This window comes from Enterobacter sp. SORGH_AS_0287, from assembly GCF_031453695.1.
Taxonomy (GTDB): domain Bacteria; phylum Pseudomonadota; class Gammaproteobacteria; order Enterobacterales; family Enterobacteriaceae; genus Enterobacter; species Enterobacter ludwigii.
In genome coordinates this window covers 849,760-869,278 of the sequence record NZ_JAVIZW010000001.1, presented here as the reverse complement: position 1 = coordinate 869,278, position 19,519 = coordinate 849,760, and the positions used below count along the sequence as shown (strand labels likewise).

Below are 19,519 nucleotides of genomic sequence, written 5' to 3'. Positions count from 1 at the left end.
AAGTTTACCTGCAGGGTTGCCGATAGGCATGGAAACAACACAGCAGGTATTTCACTTATGTTCAGATCCATTCGTGCACGCATCATTGCCGCGACGACAGGTTGTCTGGTCGTCGCCCTTCTTCTTAATACTGTCATCAATTTTCAGGTCACACGCCAGGATAACCAGCAGTCACAGCGCGACATCCTGACCAGCACCAGCGCCAGCCATAACATGGCGATTGCGGACTGGGTGAAGAGCAAAATGACGGTTATCGCCTCCGCACAAACCGTTGCGCTCAGTGACGATCCGGTTCCGGTCTTTAAACAGCTTGCCCAGGCGGGTGGGTTCACTAACGTCTATGTTGGCTATGCCAGCAAAACGGCGAAATTCTCTGAACCCGCGGGCGTACCGGCGGATTATGACCCCACGATCCGTCCCTGGTATCAGCAGGTCGTAAGCCAGGATAGCCCGGTCGTGACCGCGCCATATGTCGACGCCGGTAGCGGAAAACTGGTGGTGACGTTTGCCGTGCCGGTGAAAGAAAACGGTACCCTGAAAGCCGTGGTGGCTGGCGATGTGGCGATGGACAGCGTGGTTGCTAACGTGCGCGGGATCCACCCAACCCCGGCAAGCAGCGGGCTGCTGCTGAATAGCGATGGCACCGTCATTGCCGCCAGCGACCCTGCCCTGACGCTTAAACCGTTCGCCGAAACCCTCAAAGGCATTGACTTTGCGGCGCTGAAAAGTGGAAAACCGGTAAACGGGACCTTCAATGGCACCGAAAAAACCTTCGTGGCAACCGCCGTGCCGGGTACGAACTGGATGCTGGTTGTTGCCCTGGACACAGGCGATGCCACCTCCGGAATGCGCTCGCTGCTGAAAGCCTCGGCCATCTCGCTGGTGATTCTGGCCTTACTCAGCGGCGCCATTGTTCACTTCCTGATTGCGCGTCTGCTGAAGCGCCTGTCTGACATTCGCGATGCGATGCATAACATTGCGAACGGCACTAACGATCTGTCGCAACGCCTGCCGGACAGCGGCGATGACGAAGTGGCGCAGATAGCGCAGGCGTTTAACGCCTTCAGCGACAAGCTCTCGGTGGTGATGGTACAACTGCGGGATGCCAGCGCATCGGTGAAAAACGCCGCGCGGGAAATTGCGGCAGGTAACCAGGACCTCTCAGGGCGTACCGAGCAGGCCGCCTCCAGCCTTCGCGAAACGGCCAGCGCCGTGGAAGAGATCACCGCGTCAGTAACCCAGTCGAACGAGTCTGCGGCTGAAGCCAATGACCAGGCGAGTAAGGCCTCTGCGGCGGCGGCTCGCGGGGGCGAGGTGGTATCTCAGGCCATCAGCACCATGCAGTCCATTGAAGTGGCTTCCGCGAAGATTGGCGACATCACCAGCGTGATTGACGGGATTGCCTTCCAGACCAATATCCTGGCGCTGAATGCCTCGGTGGAAGCCGCACGCGCCGGAGAGCAAGGCCGTGGGTTTGCCGTGGTGGCCGGCGAGGTGCGTAATCTGGCCAGCCGCAGCGCGCAGGCGGCGAAAGAGATTAAAACGCTTATCGATTCCACCACCAACAGCGTGGCCACCGGCTCCCGCTACGTTCATCTGGCCGGGGAAAGCATGAACGAAATCCGCTCCAGCATCGGTAGCGTGTCGGGCATCATGCGTGAAATCTCCATCGCCACCAGCGAGCAGATGAAAGGCATCCAGGAGATTAACCATGCGGTGACCCATCTGGACAGAATGGTTCAGCAGAACGCCGAACTGGTGGTGCAATCTGCGGCTGCAGCCGGCGCGCTGCAGAGCCAGGCGGGCGACCTTGCTGAAACTGCCGGGCATTTCCGCATTTAATTTTAGGGTGGCGCGCGTTCACCGGGCAAAACGCGCGCCAGAGTAAATTTTCAGGAATTTTGTCATTTTTGTTTAATCGTTACGCCATTTTTTGATCAAAGTCAGCATCCTCACCCTCCCCCTTTGGTGTTATGCCATGAGTGAATTGTGAACAATATCACGCTCGGATATGGCAGCAGGGAGAGCGTTGTTTAAGACTACGGGGTAAAAAATGGCACTGGTAAAAACAAGTTTGAAATTGTTTGGCGGGGATACGGTCGTGGTGCGGTGTTCTGAGCGCTGCCGCATTCATTTGATGAGTTCGAAAGCACAACAACACTCGCAGGCGGATATCCTGACCGTGCAGGATGACAAGGCATGGCTTACCGTGCCGTACACCGGCACGTGGGATGTCCTGATTGACAGCCATAGCCAGTCACTGGAGCATTCCGTAAGCTACGTTGCTGCATAAGAGACAAACGCCCGGTCTGCTCACGCAGCCGGGCGCATTCTCAGGCAAAACCGGGACGCAGCGTATTATTCAGCGGGTTCCCTTCCAGCAGCGCTTTCACTTTCACCACCAACTCATTCAGACAATCGTCCTTCATGCCGAGGCGCGTCAGCTCCTGGTCGAGCGAAAAGAGATACTGCGCGTTGGTGCCCAGCGGTCCACTGGCGGCAGCGATCAACGGGGCAATGACCTGCGTGCGGGTATCCGCTTCATACAGCGGATGGCGCGGATCCATAATAAACACCAGCGCGTTAACGGTACGTCCGTCATCGAGTTCCAGCTTGCACCAGCTCGGCATATAGCAGCCGGTGATCATCTCGCGCTTCCACAGCAGCGTCAGTTCGTCTTCCAGCGTTGCATCCGGCAGGCGGTAGGCCACCCCCGTGGTGCGTCCGCCCTCTTTTAGTGCAAGCATGCGTCCCGGCTGACACGCGCTACCTCGACCGGCCGTCAGGCGCAAACAAAATGCGCGATGCCAGCCAGGAAGTGTGCCTGTTGCCGATTCGACAAATTCGAGAGCCGGGTTCCACATCAGCGAACCGTAGCCAAAAATCCATACCGGGCCATCATCCGGGCGGCACGCCAGCGTGGCAGCGAGCGACGCCGCACGTTGTTCAGCTGACCAGAGAAGCGATTCCTCAATAGCACCAAATGCCGTCTTACAATCTGCCTTCATTAAGAAATCACGCGTTAACACTTTCCACCTCCGCCACTGCATGCTTCCTTGCGACATCTGTAATCCGCCTTCCCGGCATTGTGTGCTGGTCATTTTGCCAGCAGTTGAGTAACGATAAGCAATTCACGGGCCAGTTGCAATACAACGGAAGTTCAACCGCCTGAAAAGTCAAAACGAAGGCAGCGAATGATTTCACGGCTATTTCTTTTTATGCCATTTATCGTCGTCTCCTTTCTCATATTCATGTTTTACTGCGGCCCAGGCGACTTTGTGCGCGGTCTCTTCACGGCTGGCATCATCACGTCGATCTTCTTTATCTTTGTACTGTTCCCAGGCGCTGTTAAAAGCCTCTTTGTAGATATCCTGCGCGTGCGCGGGCAATACGTGTTGCACGCTGTCTGGTAATTCGCGTTTCGTTTTATATGGCATCGCTAACCCCTCTTTTGGTTAAAAAGATAAGTGTGGACGACGATACGGCATGGTGCCAGTCAATTAAGAATTATGCGTAAATGATAATTTTAATATTATGTTATTAAAGGATTAATTACAGAACACAACACATTATCGACACCACAAAGCCAAAACATTACAAACAGTAAAATTGAGTAAAAAATCAAGGGTATTTAACAGAGATCTGTTAATTTAATGACCGAAAATTCTATCTATAATTACAAGCACCTGCATTGATGGAGAAGCACATGACAGCAGCACACGAGGCGGTGAAGACCCGCCACAAGGAGACATCACTCATTTTCCCGGTCCTGGCACTGGCTGTGCTGCTCTTCTGGGGAAGCAGTCAGTCACTGCCAGTGGTAGTTGGTATCAATATTCTTGCTCTGGTGGGTATCTTAACCAGCGCCTTTAGCGTTGTTCGCCATGCGGACGTATTAGCCCACCGCCTGGGTGAGCCTTACGGCTCGCTAATTCTCAGCCTTTCGGTGGTTATCCTCGAAGTCAGCCTGATTTCCGCGCTGATGGCGACCGGTGACGCCGCACCGACCCTGATGCGTGACACCCTCTACTCCATCATTATGATTGTGACAGGTGGTCTGGTGGGCTTTTCACTGTTACTGGGCGGCCGCAAATTTGCGACCCAGTACATGAATCTGTTCGGCATAAAACAGTATCTGATTGCCCTTTTCCCGCTGGCGATTATTGTGCTGGTCTTCCCGATGGCATTGCCGGGGGCCAACTTCTCAACCGGTCAGGCGCTGCTGGTTGCGCTGATTTCCGCAGCTATGTACGGCGTGTTCCTGCTGATTCAGACCAAAACGCACCAGAGCCTGTTCGTCTATGAACATGAAGATGACGGCGACGACCCGCATCACGGTAAGCCATCGGCTCACAGCAGCGCGTGGCATACGGTTTGGCTGATCGTACATCTGATTGCGGTTATCGCCGTGACCAAAATGAACGCCAACCCGCTGGAGACGCTGTTAACCGAGCTGAATGCTCCGGTCGCGTTTACCGGTTTCCTGGTGGCGCTGCTTATCCTGTCGCCTGAGGGTCTGGGGGCGCTGAGGGCGGTGCTGAACAATCAGGTGCAACGCGCAATGAATCTGTTCTTTGGCTCGGTCCTGGCGACTATCTCACTCACCGTGCCGGTGGTGACGCTGATTGCCTTTATGACCGGTAACGAGCTGCAGTTCGCGCTGGGTGCGCCAGAGATGATTGTGATGGTGGCTTCACTGCTGCTGTGTCAGATATCCTTCTCGACCGGGCGCACCAACGTGCTGAACGGCGCGGCGCACATGGCGCTGTTTGTGGCCTATCTGATGACGATATTTGCCTAAGCGTTGTTCGGTGAGGCTCTGAGGCCACACCCGACACCTCTTCCATCGGGAGAGGAATAGCCAAAAAAAAACCCGCCGAAGCGGGTTTTTTTATTAGTGGCTGGTATCCAGCTCGTCGAAACTCTTCACCAGATCGTCAATCGCTTTGATCTGTTTCAGGAACGGCTCCAGTTTAGCCAGCGGCAATGCGGACGGGCCGTCGCACTTCGCGTTGTCCGGGTCCGGGTGCGCTTCAATGAACAGACCGGCCAGGCCAGTCGCCATACCGGCGCGCGCCAGCTCGGTGACCTGCGCACGGCGGCCGCCAGAAGCTGCACCAAACGGGTCGCGGCACTGCAGCGCATGGGTCACATCGAAGATGACCGGAGACTGGTTGGACACGTTCTTCATCACGCTGAAGCCGAGCATATCAACGACCAGGTTGTCATAACCGAAGTTTGCGCCACGGTCACACAGGATCACTTTATCGTTGCCGCCTTCGATAAATTTATCGACGATGTTACCCATCTGGCCAGGGCTCACGAACTGAGGTTTCTTCACGTTGATGACCGCGCCAGTTTTCGCCATCGCTTCCACCAGGTCCGTCTGACGCGCCAGGAACGCCGGCAGCTGGATAACGTCGACAACGTCCGCAACAGGCTGCGCCTGAGAAGCTTCGTGCACGTCGGTGATCACTTTCACGCCAAAGGTCTGTTTCAGTTCCTGGAAAATTTTCATCCCCTCTTCCAGGCCCGGGCCACGGTAAGAGTGAATGGAGGAACGGTTGGCTTTGTCAAAAGAGGCCTTAAACACGTACGGGATACCCAGTTTCTGGGTCACGGTCACGTAGTGCTCGCAGATACGCATCGCGAGATCACGGGATTCCAGCACGTTCATACCGCCAAACAGCACGAACGGCAGGTCGTTTGCCACGTTGATATCACCAATGCTAACCACTTTTTGTTTCATAGGATCGCCTTATTCAGGTGTGAATCGGAATTAAGATTAATGCAGTGTAATTTGTTTGTGCGAGATCGCGTTGATCTGCGCACGAATCATTTCGCTGATCGGGTCTTCCGGGCATTGCTCAACGAAATAATTCAGATCGTTCAGCGCCACATGCTCGCAATCAAGCTGGGCATAAATCAGCCCGCGATCGCGGATTTCGTACGGATCTTCCGGATTAAACTGCAGCAGCACTTCACTGGCACGTAATGCCAGCTCCATCTGACGCTCTTCCATCAGCGCAGATTTCAGCGTATCCAGCAGTTTACGGATCACCTCGGCGTTATCCGCCTCGTCGAGATCTTCATTAAAGAGCTCGGCAACCGGGCTGATATTGCCTTTTAACCAGACGTCCAGCGTATGCTCATCCAGCGTATCGCCGTTAAACGGATTGATGAGCCACATCTCACCGTCCAGCCACTCCGCTCGCAGGATCATCTGCGTCGGGAAAATGACCGGCACCAGTGGAATATCCAGACGATGCGCGACCCACAGCAAAATGGAACCCAGCGCAACCGCGCTGCCCTGACGATTTTTCAAGACCTGATCCAGCCATAGTGCGTCAGACAGACGATACACGCCACGCGTGTCGCAGAAACCCCATTCGCCGTAGAAAAGCTCAAGCAGCTTCTCTAATTGCCAGTCCTGCGGGCGCGCCTGATTGATCTCTTCACGCGCCAGGCTGACCAGATTCTCCAGCTCTTCGTAGACGTATTGCGACGTAAAATCGTCGCGGATCATCTCCGAAATCAGGATCATACCATCGCAAAGCGGCACTTTATTAAATTCGAAATCGGCTAAGGACCTCATGACTTACCCCAGTAACGGTATTCTTGTGGTGGCGAGTTTAATGATGATGTACAGCACCACCAGCCCCAGCAGAAAGGCGATAAAACCGGTCTGCTGGCTGCGCGGACGACGACGCCCAAGCGCGATAAAACCCAAAACGATGTAGATGATAACGCCAAACAGCTTTTCAGTCAGCCATGCGCCTTTATCAGTAAATGGCAGATAGCCGGTCTTCCACATTAATCCGGCCCCTGAGAGAAACAGCACCGTGTCAATACAGTGCGGCGCAATACGCACCCAGCGGGCGTCAATCAGCGGATTATTGCTGTAACGCCACCCGTAACGGACGATGAAAAAGCTGATGGTCAGGGCAACGGCTATCAGGTGGGCCGTGATCAGCACGGTAAAGAGACTCATGCCCATTGTCCCAGCGTCAGACGGTCGTTGCCGCCATAGTCGCGACAGGTTTCCACCGCACGATAACCTGCAGCGATGAACACGTCACGCACCGCGTCCCCTTGCGTCCAGCCGTGCTCGACCAGCAGCCAGCCGCCGGGGAGCAAATGCTGTCGTGACGTTGTCACAATATGCACAATATCCGCCAGCCCTTCGTTGGCAGCGACCAGCGCCGTCAGCGGTTCGAAACGCACGTCCCCCTGCGTCAGGTGCGGGTCATGCTCGTCGATATAGGGAGGGTTGCTGACAATCATCCCGAACGTGCGGTTATCCAGCGCGCTAAACCAGCTGCTTTGCAGAACGGTGACGTTCGGGAAGCCCAGACGCGCCACGTTACGCTGCGCCAGCGCTACCGCATCGGGCATCACGTCAACCGCCGTCACCTCGCAGTCCGGACGCTCGCTTGCCAGCGCCAGGGCAATTGCGCCAGTACCGGTTCCAAGATCAAGAATTCGGCAGGCTTGTGCGGGTAAACGCGACAGCGCCTGCTCCACCAGACACTCGGTGTCCGGACGTGGGATCAGGGTCGCTGGGGAGACGTACAATGGCAGTGACCAGAACTCACGCTCCCCGACCAGATGCGCCACCGGCTCACCGGTTTTGCGTCGGGCAAGCAGCGTAGCGAGCTGCGCTTCCTGCTCAGCACTCAGCTGGGTCTCGCCGAAAGCCAGCAGGTAAGTGCGGACTTTCCCCGTCACAAACTCAAGCAAAATTTCGGCGTCACGTTTAGGGCTTTCGCTCGCGGAAAGCTCACTGGCGGCCTGCCGTAACCAGTGCTGAAACTCCATTATTCCTGCTCGGACAGTGCTGCCAGCTGGTCGGCCTGGTATTCCTGCACGATAGGCTCAATCAGCATATCCAGCTTTCCTTCCATCACTTCGTCCAGACGGTACAGGGTCAGGTTGATGCGGTGGTCGGTAACACGGCCCTGCGGGAAGTTATAGGTACGGTTACGGTCGCTGCGATCGCCGCTGCCCAGCAGGTTACGACGCGTGGAGGCTTCCGCCTGTTGACGTTTTGCCATTTCAGCCGCGTGGATACGCGCGCCCAGCACGGATAAGGCTTTGGCTTTGTTCTTGTGCTGAGAACGTTCGTCCTGGCACTCCACCACGATGCCGGTTGGCAGGTGGGTAATACGGATAGCGGAATCGGTGGTGTTAACGTGCTGACCCCCTGCCCCGGAGGAGCGGAAGGTATCGATACGCAGGTCCGCCGGGTTGATGTCCGGCAATTCTGCTTCAGGCAACTCTGGCATCACCGCAACCGTACAGGCAGAAGTGTGAATTCGCCCCTGAGATTCGGTGGCAGGTACGCGCTGCACGCGATGACCGCCGGATTCAAACTTCAGACGACCGTACACGCCGTCACCGCTGATTTTAGCGATAACCTCTTTGTAGCCGCCATGTTCACCGTCGTTGGCGCTCATGATCTCAACGCGCCAGCGACGCGCTTCGGCGTAGCGGCTGTACATACGGAACAGATCGCCGGCAAACAGTGCCGCTTCGTCACCGCCGGTCCCGGCGCGGACTTCGACAAAGGCGTTACGCTCATCGTCCGGATCTTTTGGCAGCAGAAGCACCTGCAACTGTTGCTCCATCTCTTCAGCACGCGCTTTTGCGTCCAGCAACTCTTCCTGCGCCATCTCGCGCATTTCAGGGTCGTCGAGCATCATCTGCGCGGTTTCAATATCTTCCTGGACCTGTCGCCAGTCGGTAAAGCATTTTGATACATCACTCAACTGCGCGTATTCACGCGAGAGCGCGCGAAAACGTTCCTGGTCAGCAATGGTCCCGGCATCGCCGAGCAGCGCCTGTACTTCTTCATGGCGCTCGTGCAGAGCTTCCAGTTTAGCGACGATAGAAGGCTTCATAGGCGTAAATGCACCTTGTAATAGAAAATGGGTATAGGGCGCTATTCCAGCCCGAGGCTGTTGCGCAGAATAGTCAGGCGTTCATCATCCCCGTCACGGGCAGCCTGCTGAAGAGATTTGGTTGGTGCATGGATCAGGCGGTTGGTCAGTTTCCAGGCCAGATCCTGCATAATGGCTTCTGCGTCGCCGCCCTGCTGAAGGGCGGCCAGCGCTTTGGCGGTCAGGTCATCACGCACCTGCTCCGCCTGACCGCGGTACTCACGGATAGTCTCGCTGACGCTTTGCGCGCGCAGCCAGGCCATAAACTCACTTGTTTCCTGCTCTACAATGGTTTCCGCCTGAACAGCCGCCGCTTTACGCTGGGCAAGGTTATGCGAAATGATGCTTTGCAGGTCGTCCACGCTGTAAAGGTAGGCGTTCGCCAGTTTACCGACTTCCGGTTCGACATCGCGCGGGACGGCAATATCCACCAGCAGCATCGGTTGATTACGGCGGGATTTCAGCGCTCGCTCGACCATCCCTTTACCGATAATCGGCAGCGGGCTGGCGGTAGAACTGATGATAATATCTGCCTCTTTCAGGCGCTCATCGATGTCGCTCAGCGCAACCACCTCGGCACCCACCTCGTCCGCCAGCACCTGTGCACGTTCGCGGGTACGGTTAGCGATAATCATCTTTTTAACGTTGTGTTCGCGCAGATGGCGCGCCACAAGTTCGATGGTTTCGCCCGCCCCGACCAGCATCACAGTGACGGTCGACAGGGATTCAAAGATTTGACGGGCCAGGGTACAGGCCGCGAAAGCAACAGAAACCGCACTGGCACCAATGTCGGTTTCTGTTCGCACACGCTTCGCCACGGAGAATGACTTCTGGAACATACGCTCCAGTTCACTGGCTTTCAGATGCCCTTTTTGCGAATCGGCAAACGCCTTTTTCACCTGACCGAGAATTTGTGGCTCGCCGAGCACCAGCGAGTCCAGGCCGCTGGCCACACGCATCAGATGGCTGACTGCATCGTTATCCTGATGCCAGTAGAGGCTATTACGCAGCTCTTCTTCGTTGAGGTTGTGGTAATCACATAACCAGCGGATCAGCGCTTCATGCAGGTTGTCCTGCTCTTCAACGCTTAGGTAGAGTTCAGTACGGTTGCACGTCGAGAGCACCACGCCACCCTGCACCATCGGCTGTGCAAGCAGGCTGTCCAGCGCCAGGTCAAGCGTATCCGGCGAAAACGTTACGCGTTCTCGCAGCGAAACCGGGGCTGTTTTGTGGTTAATACCGAGTGCTAATAGGGTCATGTTGAGCGGGAGTAGTACCAGCGTTAATAAGGTTAGCAGAACGCATCATACAGGATGCGCGAGATCAATAAAAGAGACTGCCCCCTTTCGGAGTAATAGCTTATACAATGCTTTGAGATAATTTGAACGTAGACGGTGGCACCCTTCGACGCTAGCATTAACAGTTATAACTGCAACGTATCTCAAGGATTTGTCCTCATTATGACCCGACTGATTCGCCTGCTGCCCCTGGCGGCACTGGTTCTGACCGCATGTACCGTCACCCAACCTAAAGGCCCGGGCAAAAGCCCTGATTCACCGCAGTGGCGTCAGCACCAGCAGGACGTCCGCAATTTGAGCCAGTACCAGACCCGTGGTGCCTTCGCTTATCTCTCTGATGAACAAAAAGTGTATGCGCGTTTCTTCTGGCAGCAAACCGGGCAGGACAACTATCGCCTGCTGCTGTTAAACCCGCTGGGCAGCACCGAACTGGAGCTTATTGCCAAACCGGGTGAAGCGCAGATCACCGATAACAAAGGCAAGCACTATACCGCCACCGACGCCGAAGAGATGATCGGCAAGCTGACCGGAATGCCTATTCCGCTGAACAGCCTGCGCCAGTGGATCCTGGGCCTGCCGGGTGACGCGACCGACTACCAGCTTGACGACCAGTACCGTCTGAGCCAGGTGAACTACACCCAGAACGGCAAAACCTGGAAAGTGGTGTACAGCGCCTATGACAGCAACACCAGGCCTTCCCTGCCATCCAACATGGAACTGACCCAGGGCAGCCAGCGCATCAAGCTGAAAATGGACAACTGGATCGTTAAATGATGACCCACTGGCCTTCTCCGGCAAAACTGAATCTGTTTTTATACATCACCGGACAGCGTGCTGACGGATACCATACCCTGCAGACGCTGTTTCAGTTCCTTGATTACGGCGACACGATCGCGATTGGCCCGCGTCAGGACGGCGAGGTTTGCCTGCTGACGCCGGTTAACGGTGTGGCGCATGAAGATAACCTGATTGTGCGCGCTGCACGTCTGCTGATGAAAGCGGCGTCGGACAGCTGTCGTCTGCCGGCAGGAAGCGGCGCGGATATCCGTATTGAGAAGCGTCTGCCGATGGGTGGTGGACTGGGCGGTGGCTCATCAAATGCCGCCACCGTGTTGGTTGCCCTGAATCACCTCTGGGGCTGCGGATTATCTCAGGATGAGCTGGCAGCGTTAGGCTTAACGCTGGGGGCGGACGTCCCGGTCTTCGTGCGCGGTCATGCGGCGTTTGCTGAAGGGGTGGGCGAAATACTTTCCCCGGTCGAGCCGCCGGAAAAATGGTACCTGGTGGCCCACCCGGGCGTCAGCATTCCGACCCCGGTCATCTTCAACGATCCTGACCTGCCACGGAATACCCCGGTGCGGTCAATAGAAACGTTATTAAATTGTGAATTCAGCAACGATTGCGAGGTTATCGCAAGAAAACGTTTTCGCGAGGTTGATGCGGTGCTTTCCTGGCTGTTAGAATACGCGCCGTCGCGCCTGACTGGCACAGGGGCCTGTGTCTTTGCTGAATTTGACACCGAATCCGCCGCTCGTCAGGTGCTTGAGCAAGCGCCGGTTTGGCTGCATGGTTTTGTAGCACGTGGGATGAACACCTCCCCCCTACAGCAAGCCATTCTGGCGCAGACTGAGTTTCGGTGACAACGTCACCCTGTTCCAGACGTTGCATCGCGCTCTTTAATACACCGCCTGGATAGCATTTCGCCTGGCCCGCACAGTTTGCGGCGAACGCTATCCACCACTGGACGCATGCCTGAGGTTCTTCTCGTGCCTGATATGAAGCTTTTTGCTGGTAACGCCACCCCGGAACTAGCACAACGTATTGCCAACCGCCTGTACACTTCCCTCGGCGACGCCGCTGTAGGTCGCTTTAGCGACGGCGAAGTCAGCGTACAAATCAATGAAAATGTACGCGGTGGTGATATTTTCATCATCCAGTCCACCTGTGCTCCAACAAATGACAACCTGATGGAACTGGTTGTTATGGTCGACGCCCTGCGTCGCGCTTCAGCAGGCCGTATCACTGCTGTTATTCCTTACTTCGGCTATGCCCGTCAGGACCGTCGTGTCCGTTCCGCGCGTGTGCCAATCACTGCCAAAGTTGTCGCTGATTTCCTCTCCAGCGTTGGCGTTGACCGTGTTCTGACCGTTGACCTGCATGCAGAACAGATCCAGGGCTTCTTCGACGTTCCGGTTGATAACGTATTCGGTAGCCCAATCCTGCTGGAAGACATGCTGCAGCTGAATCTGGATAACCCAATCGTGGTTTCTCCGGACATCGGCGGCGTGGTACGTGCTCGAGCTATCGCTAAGCTGCTGAACGATACCGACATGGCAATCATCGACAAACGCCGTCCACGCGCTAACGTTTCTCAGGTGATGCACATCATCGGTGACGTTGCTGGCCGTGACTGCGTGCTGGTTGACGACATGATCGATACCGGCGGTACGCTGTGTAAAGCAGCAGAAGCGCTGAAAGAGCGTGGTGCCAAGCGCGTATTCGCCTACGCGACTCACCCGATCTTCTCCGGCAATGCAGTAAACAACCTCCGCAACTCCGTTATCGACGAAGTAGTGGTGTGCGATACCATCCCACTGAGTGACGAGATCAAAGCGCTGCCAAACGTGCGCACCTTGACCCTGTCCGGGATGCTGGCCGAAGCGATTCGTCGTATCAGCAACGAAGAATCTATCTCAGCAATGTTCGAACACTAATCGAACACGGCCGAAAAAACCCGCTGCGGCGGGTTTTTTTGTCTCTGATATTTTTTTGTATGATCAATGCCTCCTTCACCTGCCATTCACATGACAGATGATGCGCACACGGATGAGAGATAATTGTGAAACACGTAACCTCCTCACATGTTCTTCCCTTTCGCGCCCTCATCGACGCTTGCTGGAAAGAGAAATACACCGCTTCACGTTTTATGCGTGACCTTATTGCCGGTATCACCGTCGGGATTATCGCCATTCCGCTCGCCATGGCACTGGCGATTGGCAGCGGCGTAGCACCGCAGTATGGGCTTTACACGGCGGCCGTCGCCGGGATTGTGATTGCGCTAACGGGCGGGTCTCGCTTCAGCGTTTCCGGCCCGACAGCCGCATTTGTGGTGATCCTCTATCCCGTTTCTCAGCAGTTTGGCCTGGCAGGCCTGCTGGTCGCCACCCTGATGTCCGGCGTCTTTTTGATCCTGTTTGGTCTGGCCCGTTTTGGCCGGCTGATTGAATACATTCCCCTTTCCGTGACGCTGGGGTTCACCTCCGGGATTGGCATTACCATCGGGACAATGCAGATCAAGGACTTCCTCGGCCTGCAGATAGCCCACGTCCCTGAACATTACCTGCAAAAAGTCGGGGCGCTGTTTATGGCGCTCCCCACCGCCAACCCGGGCGATGCCGCCATCGGGATTGTTACCCTGGGCACGCTGATTATCTGGCCTCGTTTAGGCATTCGTCTGCCTGGCCACCTGCCCGCCCTGCTGCTGGGCTGTGCGGTGATGGCCATCGTTAATCTCTTTGGTGGCCACGTCGCGACCATTGGATCTCAGTTCCACTATGTTCTGGCTGACGGTTCACAGGGAAGCGGTATTCCTCAACTGTTACCGCAACTGGTACTGCCATGGGATATGCCGGGTTCCAGCTTCACCTTAAGCTGGGATTCCCTGCGCGCCCTTCTGCCCGCGGCCTTCTCAATGGCGATGCTGGGGGCCATTGAATCCCTGCTCTGTGCCGTCGTGCTGGACGGCATGACCGGCACCAAGCATAAAGCCAACAGCGAACTGGTTGGGCAGGGTCTGGGCAACATCATCGCCCCGTTCTTTGGCGGTATTACGGCAACAGCGGCCATCGCCCGCTCTGCGGCAAACGTACGTGCCGGGGCGACGTCGCCGGTATCGGCAGTTATCCACTCCGTGCTGGTGATCCTCGCCCTGCTGGTCCTCGCTCCTCTCCTCTCCTGGCTGCCGCTTTCAGCCATGGCTGCCCTGCTGCTGATGGTGGCGTGGAACATGAGCGAAGCACATAAGGTGGTCAATCTGCTGCGTCGCGCACCGAAAGACGACATCATCGTGATGCTGATTTGTATGTCGCTGACCGTGCTGTTCGATATGGTTATCGCCATCAGCGTCGGGATCGTGCTGGCCTCCCTGCTGTTTATGCGCCGTATAGCGCAGATGACGCGCCTTTCCCCGGTTAACGTAGAGGTACCTGACGATGTGCTGGTGCTGCGTGTGATTGGCCCGTTGTTCTTTGCTGCCGCGGAAGGTCTGTTCAGCGAACTGGAAACCCGTATCGTGGGCAAACGCATTGTGGTGCTGAAATGGGATGCCGTGCCGGTGCTGGATGCGGGTGGTCTGGATGCCTTCCAGCGCTTCGTTTCGCGTCTGCCGGAAGGCTGCGAACTGCGGGTGAGTAATCTCGAATTCCAGCCGCTGCGCACCATGGCGCGCGCTGGCGTGCAGCCGATCCCTGGCCGCCTGGCCTTTTATCCTAACCGTGAAGCCGCGTTAGCGGATCTGTGAATGCCCTGATGCAGGGAAACGTCTCTGCATCATCACGGCTATCGCCTGCTGGAGCCATGCAAGCACGGCAGGCGTCATCCATGTTCCTTTCATCAGATGCGGCTCCTGCTGCATGGCAACGCGAAACTTTTGCTGGGTTTCAGGATTCGTTCCCGCGTATGACTGGAACAATACACGCCAGTGTTCAGCGAGCATTTGCGCCTCACCGGAAGACGGGTCGAGGTTTTCCCGCTGCGCCTGATGCAATTTCGCTACCAGTGGCGGCCATTCCATCATGCGATCAAAATAGTGTGCGCGGGTAAAGGCCATCTCTTCTGCAGAGAGATACTTTTCCCAGATGGCAAGCTTCGATTCGGCAAACGCCCGCGTAATATAGTCAGTCATTTCCGCCGTAATACCCGTCTGCTCACGCATCTGCGGCTCGACGCTGTGCATCTCGTTCAGCCGGGTGAGAAATTCCGGCTTACCTGCCGTATCCAGCTCCAGGCGTGACATCCAGCGCGTCGCCAGATCCCTGGCACGGGGATCCGAAACGTCGATATTATGCTTCAGCAGGCTATTTGCCTCAGCAACCAGACCTGACCAGATATCCGCAAGTGCCTCCTTCCGTACGGCAAACGGCAACTGCTGTAACTCCTCTTTGCTAAACCAGCGTTCGTACATATTCATTAACTCCAGAGTCTGTAGCCAGGATTCCAGATTGGGTGCCGCATCGTCGGTAAGCCCGGTACGCAATTCCACCAGCCTCTCGCGCAGCGTCAGCATGCTGCGCAGTTGCTTATCCAGCAAACTGATTTGCGCATCGAGTAATTCGGTTAACGACAGCGACTCCTGTTTCAGAAAATCCCTGATTTCAGCAAGTTCCAGCCCGGCTTTTGCCAGCACCTGAATCATATGCAGACGTTGCACATCCACCAGATTATACAGCCGGTAACCTGCCGCACTTCTGGCAGAAGGCAGTAACAACCCTGTTTGCTCATAGTGATGCAATGTTCGCACGGTGATCCCGGCACGTTTCGCGAGTTCACCCACCTGAATCAACATAACTGCTCCTTTACTTTGCCAGTGGCACCACTCTGAAGCCTTACGTTACGTGAGGGTCAACCTTTCATGCAAAAAAAAACGACTCCATGAGGAGCCGTTTCGGTGTTCTTTCGTCGTAGCACGTTAGCTGTGTTTGTGCTGGTCCCTGCGGCAGCGCTTATCGTAATGGCGCACCCACCAGTATTTGTCGCAGACTTCTTCATGTCCACTCACGCGCGCACCGGCAAGCCATAGCACTGCACCAAGGAAGATACTCAATACCGCGCCATGCGCGAAGTATTGCGGAAGGTCAAGCTGCGGCAATTGGTTTAAAATTGAATAACCCACGCCAGCGACCATCACAAACAGTCCCAACCCCATCAGCACATTACCGAGTATCGAAGCGTTTTTGCGTTTCATATGTCACCTCCGGAACTTTGGGTTGTAAGGGGAAAAGCCCCTGATCCTTGTGTGTAAAGTATAGACAACGGCTCTTTTATGAGTTGCGTGAATGATCACATTTACAGATAACTCCCAGACAAAAGTTTACAAATAAGACATTGAACAGCTTGAAATTCTAATTGTTCAGATAAGTAATTATTCATATCTCGCGGTTCGGGCAGCAGAATTTTGTCAAGCGGCGCGTCAGACAGTAAACTACGCGCCAGATCTGGAACCCATTAGGAATTGAATCGTGACGATTAAACTGATTGTCGGCCTCGCGAACCCAGGCGCAGAGTACGCGGCGACCCGCCACAATGCCGGTGCCTGGTACGTTGATCTGCTGGCCGAACGGTTACGTGCTCCCCTGCGTGAAGAACCAAAATTCTACGGGTATACTTCACGTATCAATCTTGCTGGCGCAGATGTCCGTCTGCTGGTGCCCACCACCTTTATGAACCTGAGCGGCAAAGCTGTTGCAGCCATGGCGACGTTTTATCGCATTAACCCGGATGAAATTCTGGTGGCCCACGATGAGCTGGACCTGCCCCCCGGTGTGGCAAAATTCAAACTGGGCGGTGGTCATGGCGGTCACAATGGTCTGAAAGACATTATCAGCAAGCTGGGCAATAACCCCAATTTCCACCGTTTGCGCGTGGGAATCGGCCATCCGGGCGATAAAAACAAAGTTGTCGGTTTTGTGTTAGGTAAACCGCCGGTTTCTGAGCAGAAACTGATTGACGAAGCGGTCGACGAAGCGGTGCGCTGCACCGAAATCTGGCTGCAGGATGGCCTAACCAAAGCGACAAACCGCTTACACGCTTTCAAAGCGCAATAATCCGCCCGATACGGCTTTTTTACCGCGCGTGGTGCGGGTTACGTGTATAATAGGCGTAGTTATTTACTTTTCATCAATCGGTTATCGTTAACGGATTGATTATCAAGATATTAAGGTGATTTAGAAATGGGATTCAAATGCGGTATCGTCGGTCTGCCAAACGTGGGCAAATCCACCCTGTTCAACGCGCTCACCAAAGCAGGTATTGAAGCGGCGAACTTCCCGTTCTGTACCATCGAACCGAACACCGGCGTTGTGCCAATGCCCGATCCGCGTCTGGACCAGCTCGCGGAAATCGTGAAGCCGCAGCGCATTCTGCCGACCACCATGGAGTTCGTGGACATCGCGGGCCTGGTGAAAGGTGCATCCAAAGGCGAAGGCCTCGGTAACCAGTTCCTGACCAACATCCGTGAAACGGAAGCAATTGGTCACGTTGTCCGTTGCTTCGAGAACGACAACATCATCCACGTTAACAACAAAGTGGATCCGGCTGACGACATCGAGGTGATCAACACCGAGCTTGCACTGTCTGACCTCGACACCTGTGAACGCGCTATTCACCGCGTGCAGAAGAAAGCCAAAGGTGGCGACAAAGACGCGAAAGCAGAACTGGCTGCGCTGGAAAAATGTCTGCCACAGCTGGAAAACGCGGGCATGCTGCGCGCGCTGAAAAACCTGACAGAAGAAGACAAGGCGGCGATCAAATACCTGAGCTTCCTGACTCTGAAGCCAACTATGTACATCGCCAACGTTAACGAAGACGGTTTCGAGAACAACCCGTACCTGGACAAAGTGCGTGAAATCGCGGCGGCTGAAGGTTCAGTGGTTGTAGCGGTTTGCGCTGCCGTTGAATCCGACATTGCAGAGCTGGACGACGCCGACCGTGAAGAGTTCATGGCCGAGCTGGGTCTGGAAGAGCCGGGCCTGAACCGCGTGATCCGCGCAGGCTATGAGCTGCTGAACCTGCAGACCTACTTCACCGCTGGCGTGAAAGAAGTGCGCGCGTGGACGATTCCTGTGGGTGCGACTGCGCCTCAGGCGGCCGGTAAGATCCACACCGACTTCGAGAAAGGCTTTATTCGTGCGCAGACTATCGCGTTTGAAGACTTCATCACCTACAAGGGTGAGCAAGGCGCGAAAGAAGCAGGCAAGATGCGTGCGGAAGGGAAAGATTACATCGTTAAAGATGGCGATGTGATGAACTTCCTGTTTAACGTTTGATTTGTTTTGAATGAAAAAAATCCACGCTTTGGCGTGGATTTTTTTCATTCCGGGGTTAAAACACATTTTCCAGGAGTTCTGTTTTCATGCTGGGTTCAAAGGGAATGATTTCAACAGTCGCAAGCTTTAACTTCTGAAAAGGATCCTCGCGTAAGCGCTCTTCAAGAGAGGCAAGACTCTCGCACTTAGCGAGAATGACACCGCTGTTTCTTAGGATCCGTCTACCGGACGCCAGAAAAATCCCTCTGCATACCCCTTTTTTAGCCACTCAACATGAGCAGGTATCGCTGCGTCGATTTCATCGAGTGGTTTTATATAGGTCAAAATGACAATGTAAACCGTGCTCATCCTTTGCCTCTTAACTCTGTTTTTTAAACCGCTTGTTGGAACTGCTGATACAGTCCCTGTTTTGCCACCGGTTATAGTTATCATTTTTTTTAGCGCTTTTGATCTTAATATGCAGGGCCCGATTGAGACAACGCGTTACGCTTCATATCCCAGGAATAAAACCAATCATGCCAACCATTTTGTTTTGCTGGATAGCTACAGAAAACGAACACTTCCTTTGACAGATTGAATGTTAAGTAATAGAAAGTCGCACCTTCAGGAGGTGCAGATCAAAATAGTTTTTCGCCCTGAGCATCGAAGATGGTCAAAACGGTTGGTAATGGCTTAGACTCGCTTAACGCAAAGACTAACTGGCGTGTTGAGTCGACCATTGCATGGTCTAAAAATGGCATACTAACCACTCTGTTACTTTCACCACTAGCCCAATGAAGCAGGTTATTTTCTTTAAAATAAATGAGATTTTCAATCATTGGTAAACCTCAACTTTTAAAGTTTTATCTTTTTCAAATCACCTTCAAAAAGCCCCACAAGATATACCCGGTATCGTGCTGGTTGCACTTCTTTATACGTTAATACACTAGAAAAATCTTTCAAACACTTTGAACATGTATTTTTCGAAACATCTAATTGGCTATCGTCGTAGCTATATTTCTTATGTTCACTAACAAGCTTCACACCTCTCATTTTCTTAACCAAAAAGCTTTTTACCTCTTCAGTAAGCGTATCAAACTCATATGAGTTTACGATAGAGTAGACTATTACCCCGTCACATTCAGGGCATGATATTTCCTTTCCATACTCTATGAAATCATTGTCAATGCCATCGAGGACTAATAACTTCATTTTAAGTCGATTAGTTATTTTCATTTCCTCTATAACTTTTAACCCCAAT

General features: G+C 54.4%; 21 protein-coding genes and 1 pseudogene. 9 read left to right on the top strand and 13 right to left on the bottom strand.

The features are described 5' to 3' along the window. Window positions 1-57 precede the first annotated feature (57 nt). Both QE396_RS04105 and QE396_RS04100 read left to right on the top strand, forming a co-directional pair. Window positions 58-1,842, top strand: coding sequence for a methyl-accepting chemotaxis protein (locus QE396_RS04105; RefSeq protein WP_020882352.1), 1,785 nt, complete (start codon window positions 58-60; stop codon window positions 1,840-1,842). A 211-nt stretch (window positions 1,843-2,053) separates the two neighbouring features. After that, window positions 2,054-2,293, top strand: a complete 240-nt coding sequence (locus QE396_RS04100; protein ID WP_014170489.1) for a DUF1883 domain-containing protein — start codon at window positions 2,054-2,056, stop codon at window positions 2,291-2,293. 40 nt (window positions 2,294-2,333) lie between these two features. Here QE396_RS04100 and QE396_RS04095 read toward each other — a convergent pair whose 3' ends face one another. Both QE396_RS04095 and chaB read right to left on the bottom strand, forming a co-directional pair. Next, complete coding sequence (locus QE396_RS04095) at window positions 2,334-3,029, bottom strand: gamma-glutamylcyclotransferase (RefSeq protein WP_020882351.1); 696 nt, start codon at window positions 3,027-3,029, stop codon at window positions 2,334-2,336. A gap of 177 nt (window positions 3,030-3,206) precedes the next feature. After that, a complete protein-coding gene (chaB, locus tag QE396_RS04090; protein ID WP_020882350.1) occupies window positions 3,207-3,437 on the bottom strand; it encodes a putative cation transport regulator ChaB in 231 nt (76 codons plus the stop codon). 269 nt (window positions 3,438-3,706) lie between these two features. On the opposite strand from chaB, the gene chaA reads away from it, so the two are divergent. Continuing rightward, on the top strand, window positions 3,707-4,801 hold the full coding sequence (gene chaA, locus QE396_RS04085) for a sodium-potassium/proton antiporter ChaA (protein ID WP_020882349.1): 1,095 nt from the start codon (window positions 3,707-3,709) through the stop codon (window positions 4,799-4,801). Window positions 4,802-4,894: 93 nt separating this feature from the next. Here the strand turns inward: chaA and kdsA are convergent, their stop codons facing one another. From kdsA to hemA, 6 genes are read right to left on the bottom strand one after another with little or no spacing between them, the layout of a single operon-like run. Beyond that, a complete protein-coding gene (kdsA, locus tag QE396_RS04080) occupies window positions 4,895-5,749 on the bottom strand; it encodes a 3-deoxy-8-phosphooctulonate synthase (protein ID WP_014170494.1) in 855 nt (284 codons plus the stop codon). A 36-nt stretch (window positions 5,750-5,785) separates the two neighbouring features. Next, the gene (gene sirB1 / locus QE396_RS04075; RefSeq protein ID WP_014170496.1) at window positions 5,786-6,595 is read right to left on the bottom strand and encodes an invasion regulator SirB1; all 810 of its coding nucleotides are present in this window, start codon (window positions 6,593-6,595) and stop codon (window positions 5,786-5,788) included. A gap of 3 nt (window positions 6,596-6,598) precedes the next feature. Continuing rightward, the gene (gene sirB2 / locus QE396_RS04070) at window positions 6,599-6,991 is read right to left on the bottom strand and encodes an invasion regulator SirB2 (protein WP_020882348.1); all 393 of its coding nucleotides are present in this window, start codon (window positions 6,989-6,991) and stop codon (window positions 6,599-6,601) included. Further along, window positions 6,988-7,818 (bottom strand): peptide chain release factor N(5)-glutamine methyltransferase, encoded by an 831-nt coding sequence (prmC, locus tag QE396_RS04065; protein WP_020882347.1) that lies wholly within the window; start codon window positions 7,816-7,818, stop codon window positions 6,988-6,990. Before prmC ends, sirB2 begins: the two co-directional genes overlap by 4 nt. After that, window positions 7,818-8,900 carry a peptide chain release factor 1 gene (gene prfA / locus QE396_RS04060; RefSeq protein ID WP_020882346.1) on the bottom strand — a complete coding sequence of 361 codons (1,083 nt, stop codon included), beginning with the start codon at window positions 8,898-8,900 and terminating at the stop codon, window positions 7,818-7,820. The genes prmC and prfA overlap by 1 nt, the downstream gene beginning before the upstream one ends. 41 nt (window positions 8,901-8,941) lie before the next feature. After that, complete coding sequence (gene hemA, locus QE396_RS04055; protein WP_020882345.1) at window positions 8,942-10,198, bottom strand: glutamyl-tRNA reductase; 1,257 nt, start codon at window positions 10,196-10,198, stop codon at window positions 8,942-8,944. A 201-nt stretch (window positions 10,199-10,399) separates the two neighbouring features. Between hemA and lolB the strand changes: the two genes are divergently transcribed. From lolB to dauA, 4 genes are all read left to right on the top strand, one after another. After that, on the top strand, window positions 10,400-11,011 hold the full coding sequence (gene lolB / locus QE396_RS04050; protein ID WP_020882344.1) for a lipoprotein insertase outer membrane protein LolB: 612 nt from the start codon (window positions 10,400-10,402) through the stop codon (window positions 11,009-11,011). After that, window positions 11,008-11,877 (top strand): 4-(cytidine 5'-diphospho)-2-C-methyl-D-erythritol kinase, encoded by an 870-nt coding sequence (ispE, locus tag QE396_RS04045; protein ID WP_020882343.1) that lies wholly within the window; start codon window positions 11,008-11,010, stop codon window positions 11,875-11,877. Before lolB ends, ispE begins: the two co-directional genes overlap by 4 nt. Before the next feature lie 126 nt (window positions 11,878-12,003). Continuing rightward, on the top strand, window positions 12,004-12,951 hold the full coding sequence (prs, locus tag QE396_RS04040; protein ID WP_003856663.1) for a ribose-phosphate diphosphokinase: 948 nt from the start codon (window positions 12,004-12,006) through the stop codon (window positions 12,949-12,951). 125 nt (window positions 12,952-13,076) lie between these two features. Beyond that, window positions 13,077-14,756 carry a C4-dicarboxylic acid transporter DauA gene (gene dauA, locus QE396_RS04035; RefSeq protein ID WP_020882342.1) on the top strand — a complete coding sequence of 560 codons (1,680 nt, stop codon included), beginning with the start codon at window positions 13,077-13,079 and terminating at the stop codon, window positions 14,754-14,756. Here dauA and QE396_RS04030 read toward each other — a convergent pair. Next, entirely contained in the window at window positions 14,742-15,800 is a 1,059-nt protein-coding gene (locus QE396_RS04030; protein ID WP_047366384.1) for a MerR family transcriptional regulator, read from the bottom strand. The genes dauA and QE396_RS04030 overlap by 15 nt on opposite strands. A gap of 123 nt (window positions 15,801-15,923) precedes the next feature. Then, on the bottom strand, window positions 15,924-16,199 hold the full coding sequence (gene ychH / locus QE396_RS04025; protein WP_014170506.1) for a stress-induced protein YchH: 276 nt from the start codon (window positions 16,197-16,199) through the stop codon (window positions 15,924-15,926). A gap of 274 nt (window positions 16,200-16,473) precedes the next feature. Between ychH and pth the strand changes: the two genes are divergently transcribed. Then, the gene (pth, locus tag QE396_RS04020; protein ID WP_006175913.1) at window positions 16,474-17,058 is read left to right on the top strand and encodes an aminoacyl-tRNA hydrolase; all 585 of its coding nucleotides are present in this window, start codon (window positions 16,474-16,476) and stop codon (window positions 17,056-17,058) included. A 126-nt stretch (window positions 17,059-17,184) separates the two neighbouring features. Further along, entirely contained in the window at window positions 17,185-18,279 is a 1,095-nt protein-coding gene (ychF, locus tag QE396_RS04015) for a redox-regulated ATPase YchF (RefSeq protein ID WP_023312134.1), read from the top strand. Window positions 18,280-18,334: 55 nt separating this feature from the next. Here ychF and QE396_RS04010 read toward each other — a convergent pair. From QE396_RS04010 to QE396_RS04000, 3 genes and pseudogenes are all read right to left on the bottom strand, one after another. Next, window positions 18,335-18,627, bottom strand: a pseudogene (locus tag QE396_RS04010) (YciI family protein). A gap of 269 nt (window positions 18,628-18,896) precedes the next feature. Next, the gene (locus QE396_RS04005) at window positions 18,897-19,097 is read right to left on the bottom strand and encodes a hypothetical protein (protein WP_020882339.1); all 201 of its coding nucleotides are present in this window, start codon (window positions 19,095-19,097) and stop codon (window positions 18,897-18,899) included. A 16-nt stretch (window positions 19,098-19,113) separates the two neighbouring features. Then, a complete protein-coding gene (locus tag QE396_RS04000) occupies window positions 19,114-19,470 on the bottom strand; it encodes a hypothetical protein (protein WP_230391328.1) in 357 nt (118 codons plus the stop codon). Window positions 19,471-19,519 lie beyond the last annotated feature (49 nt).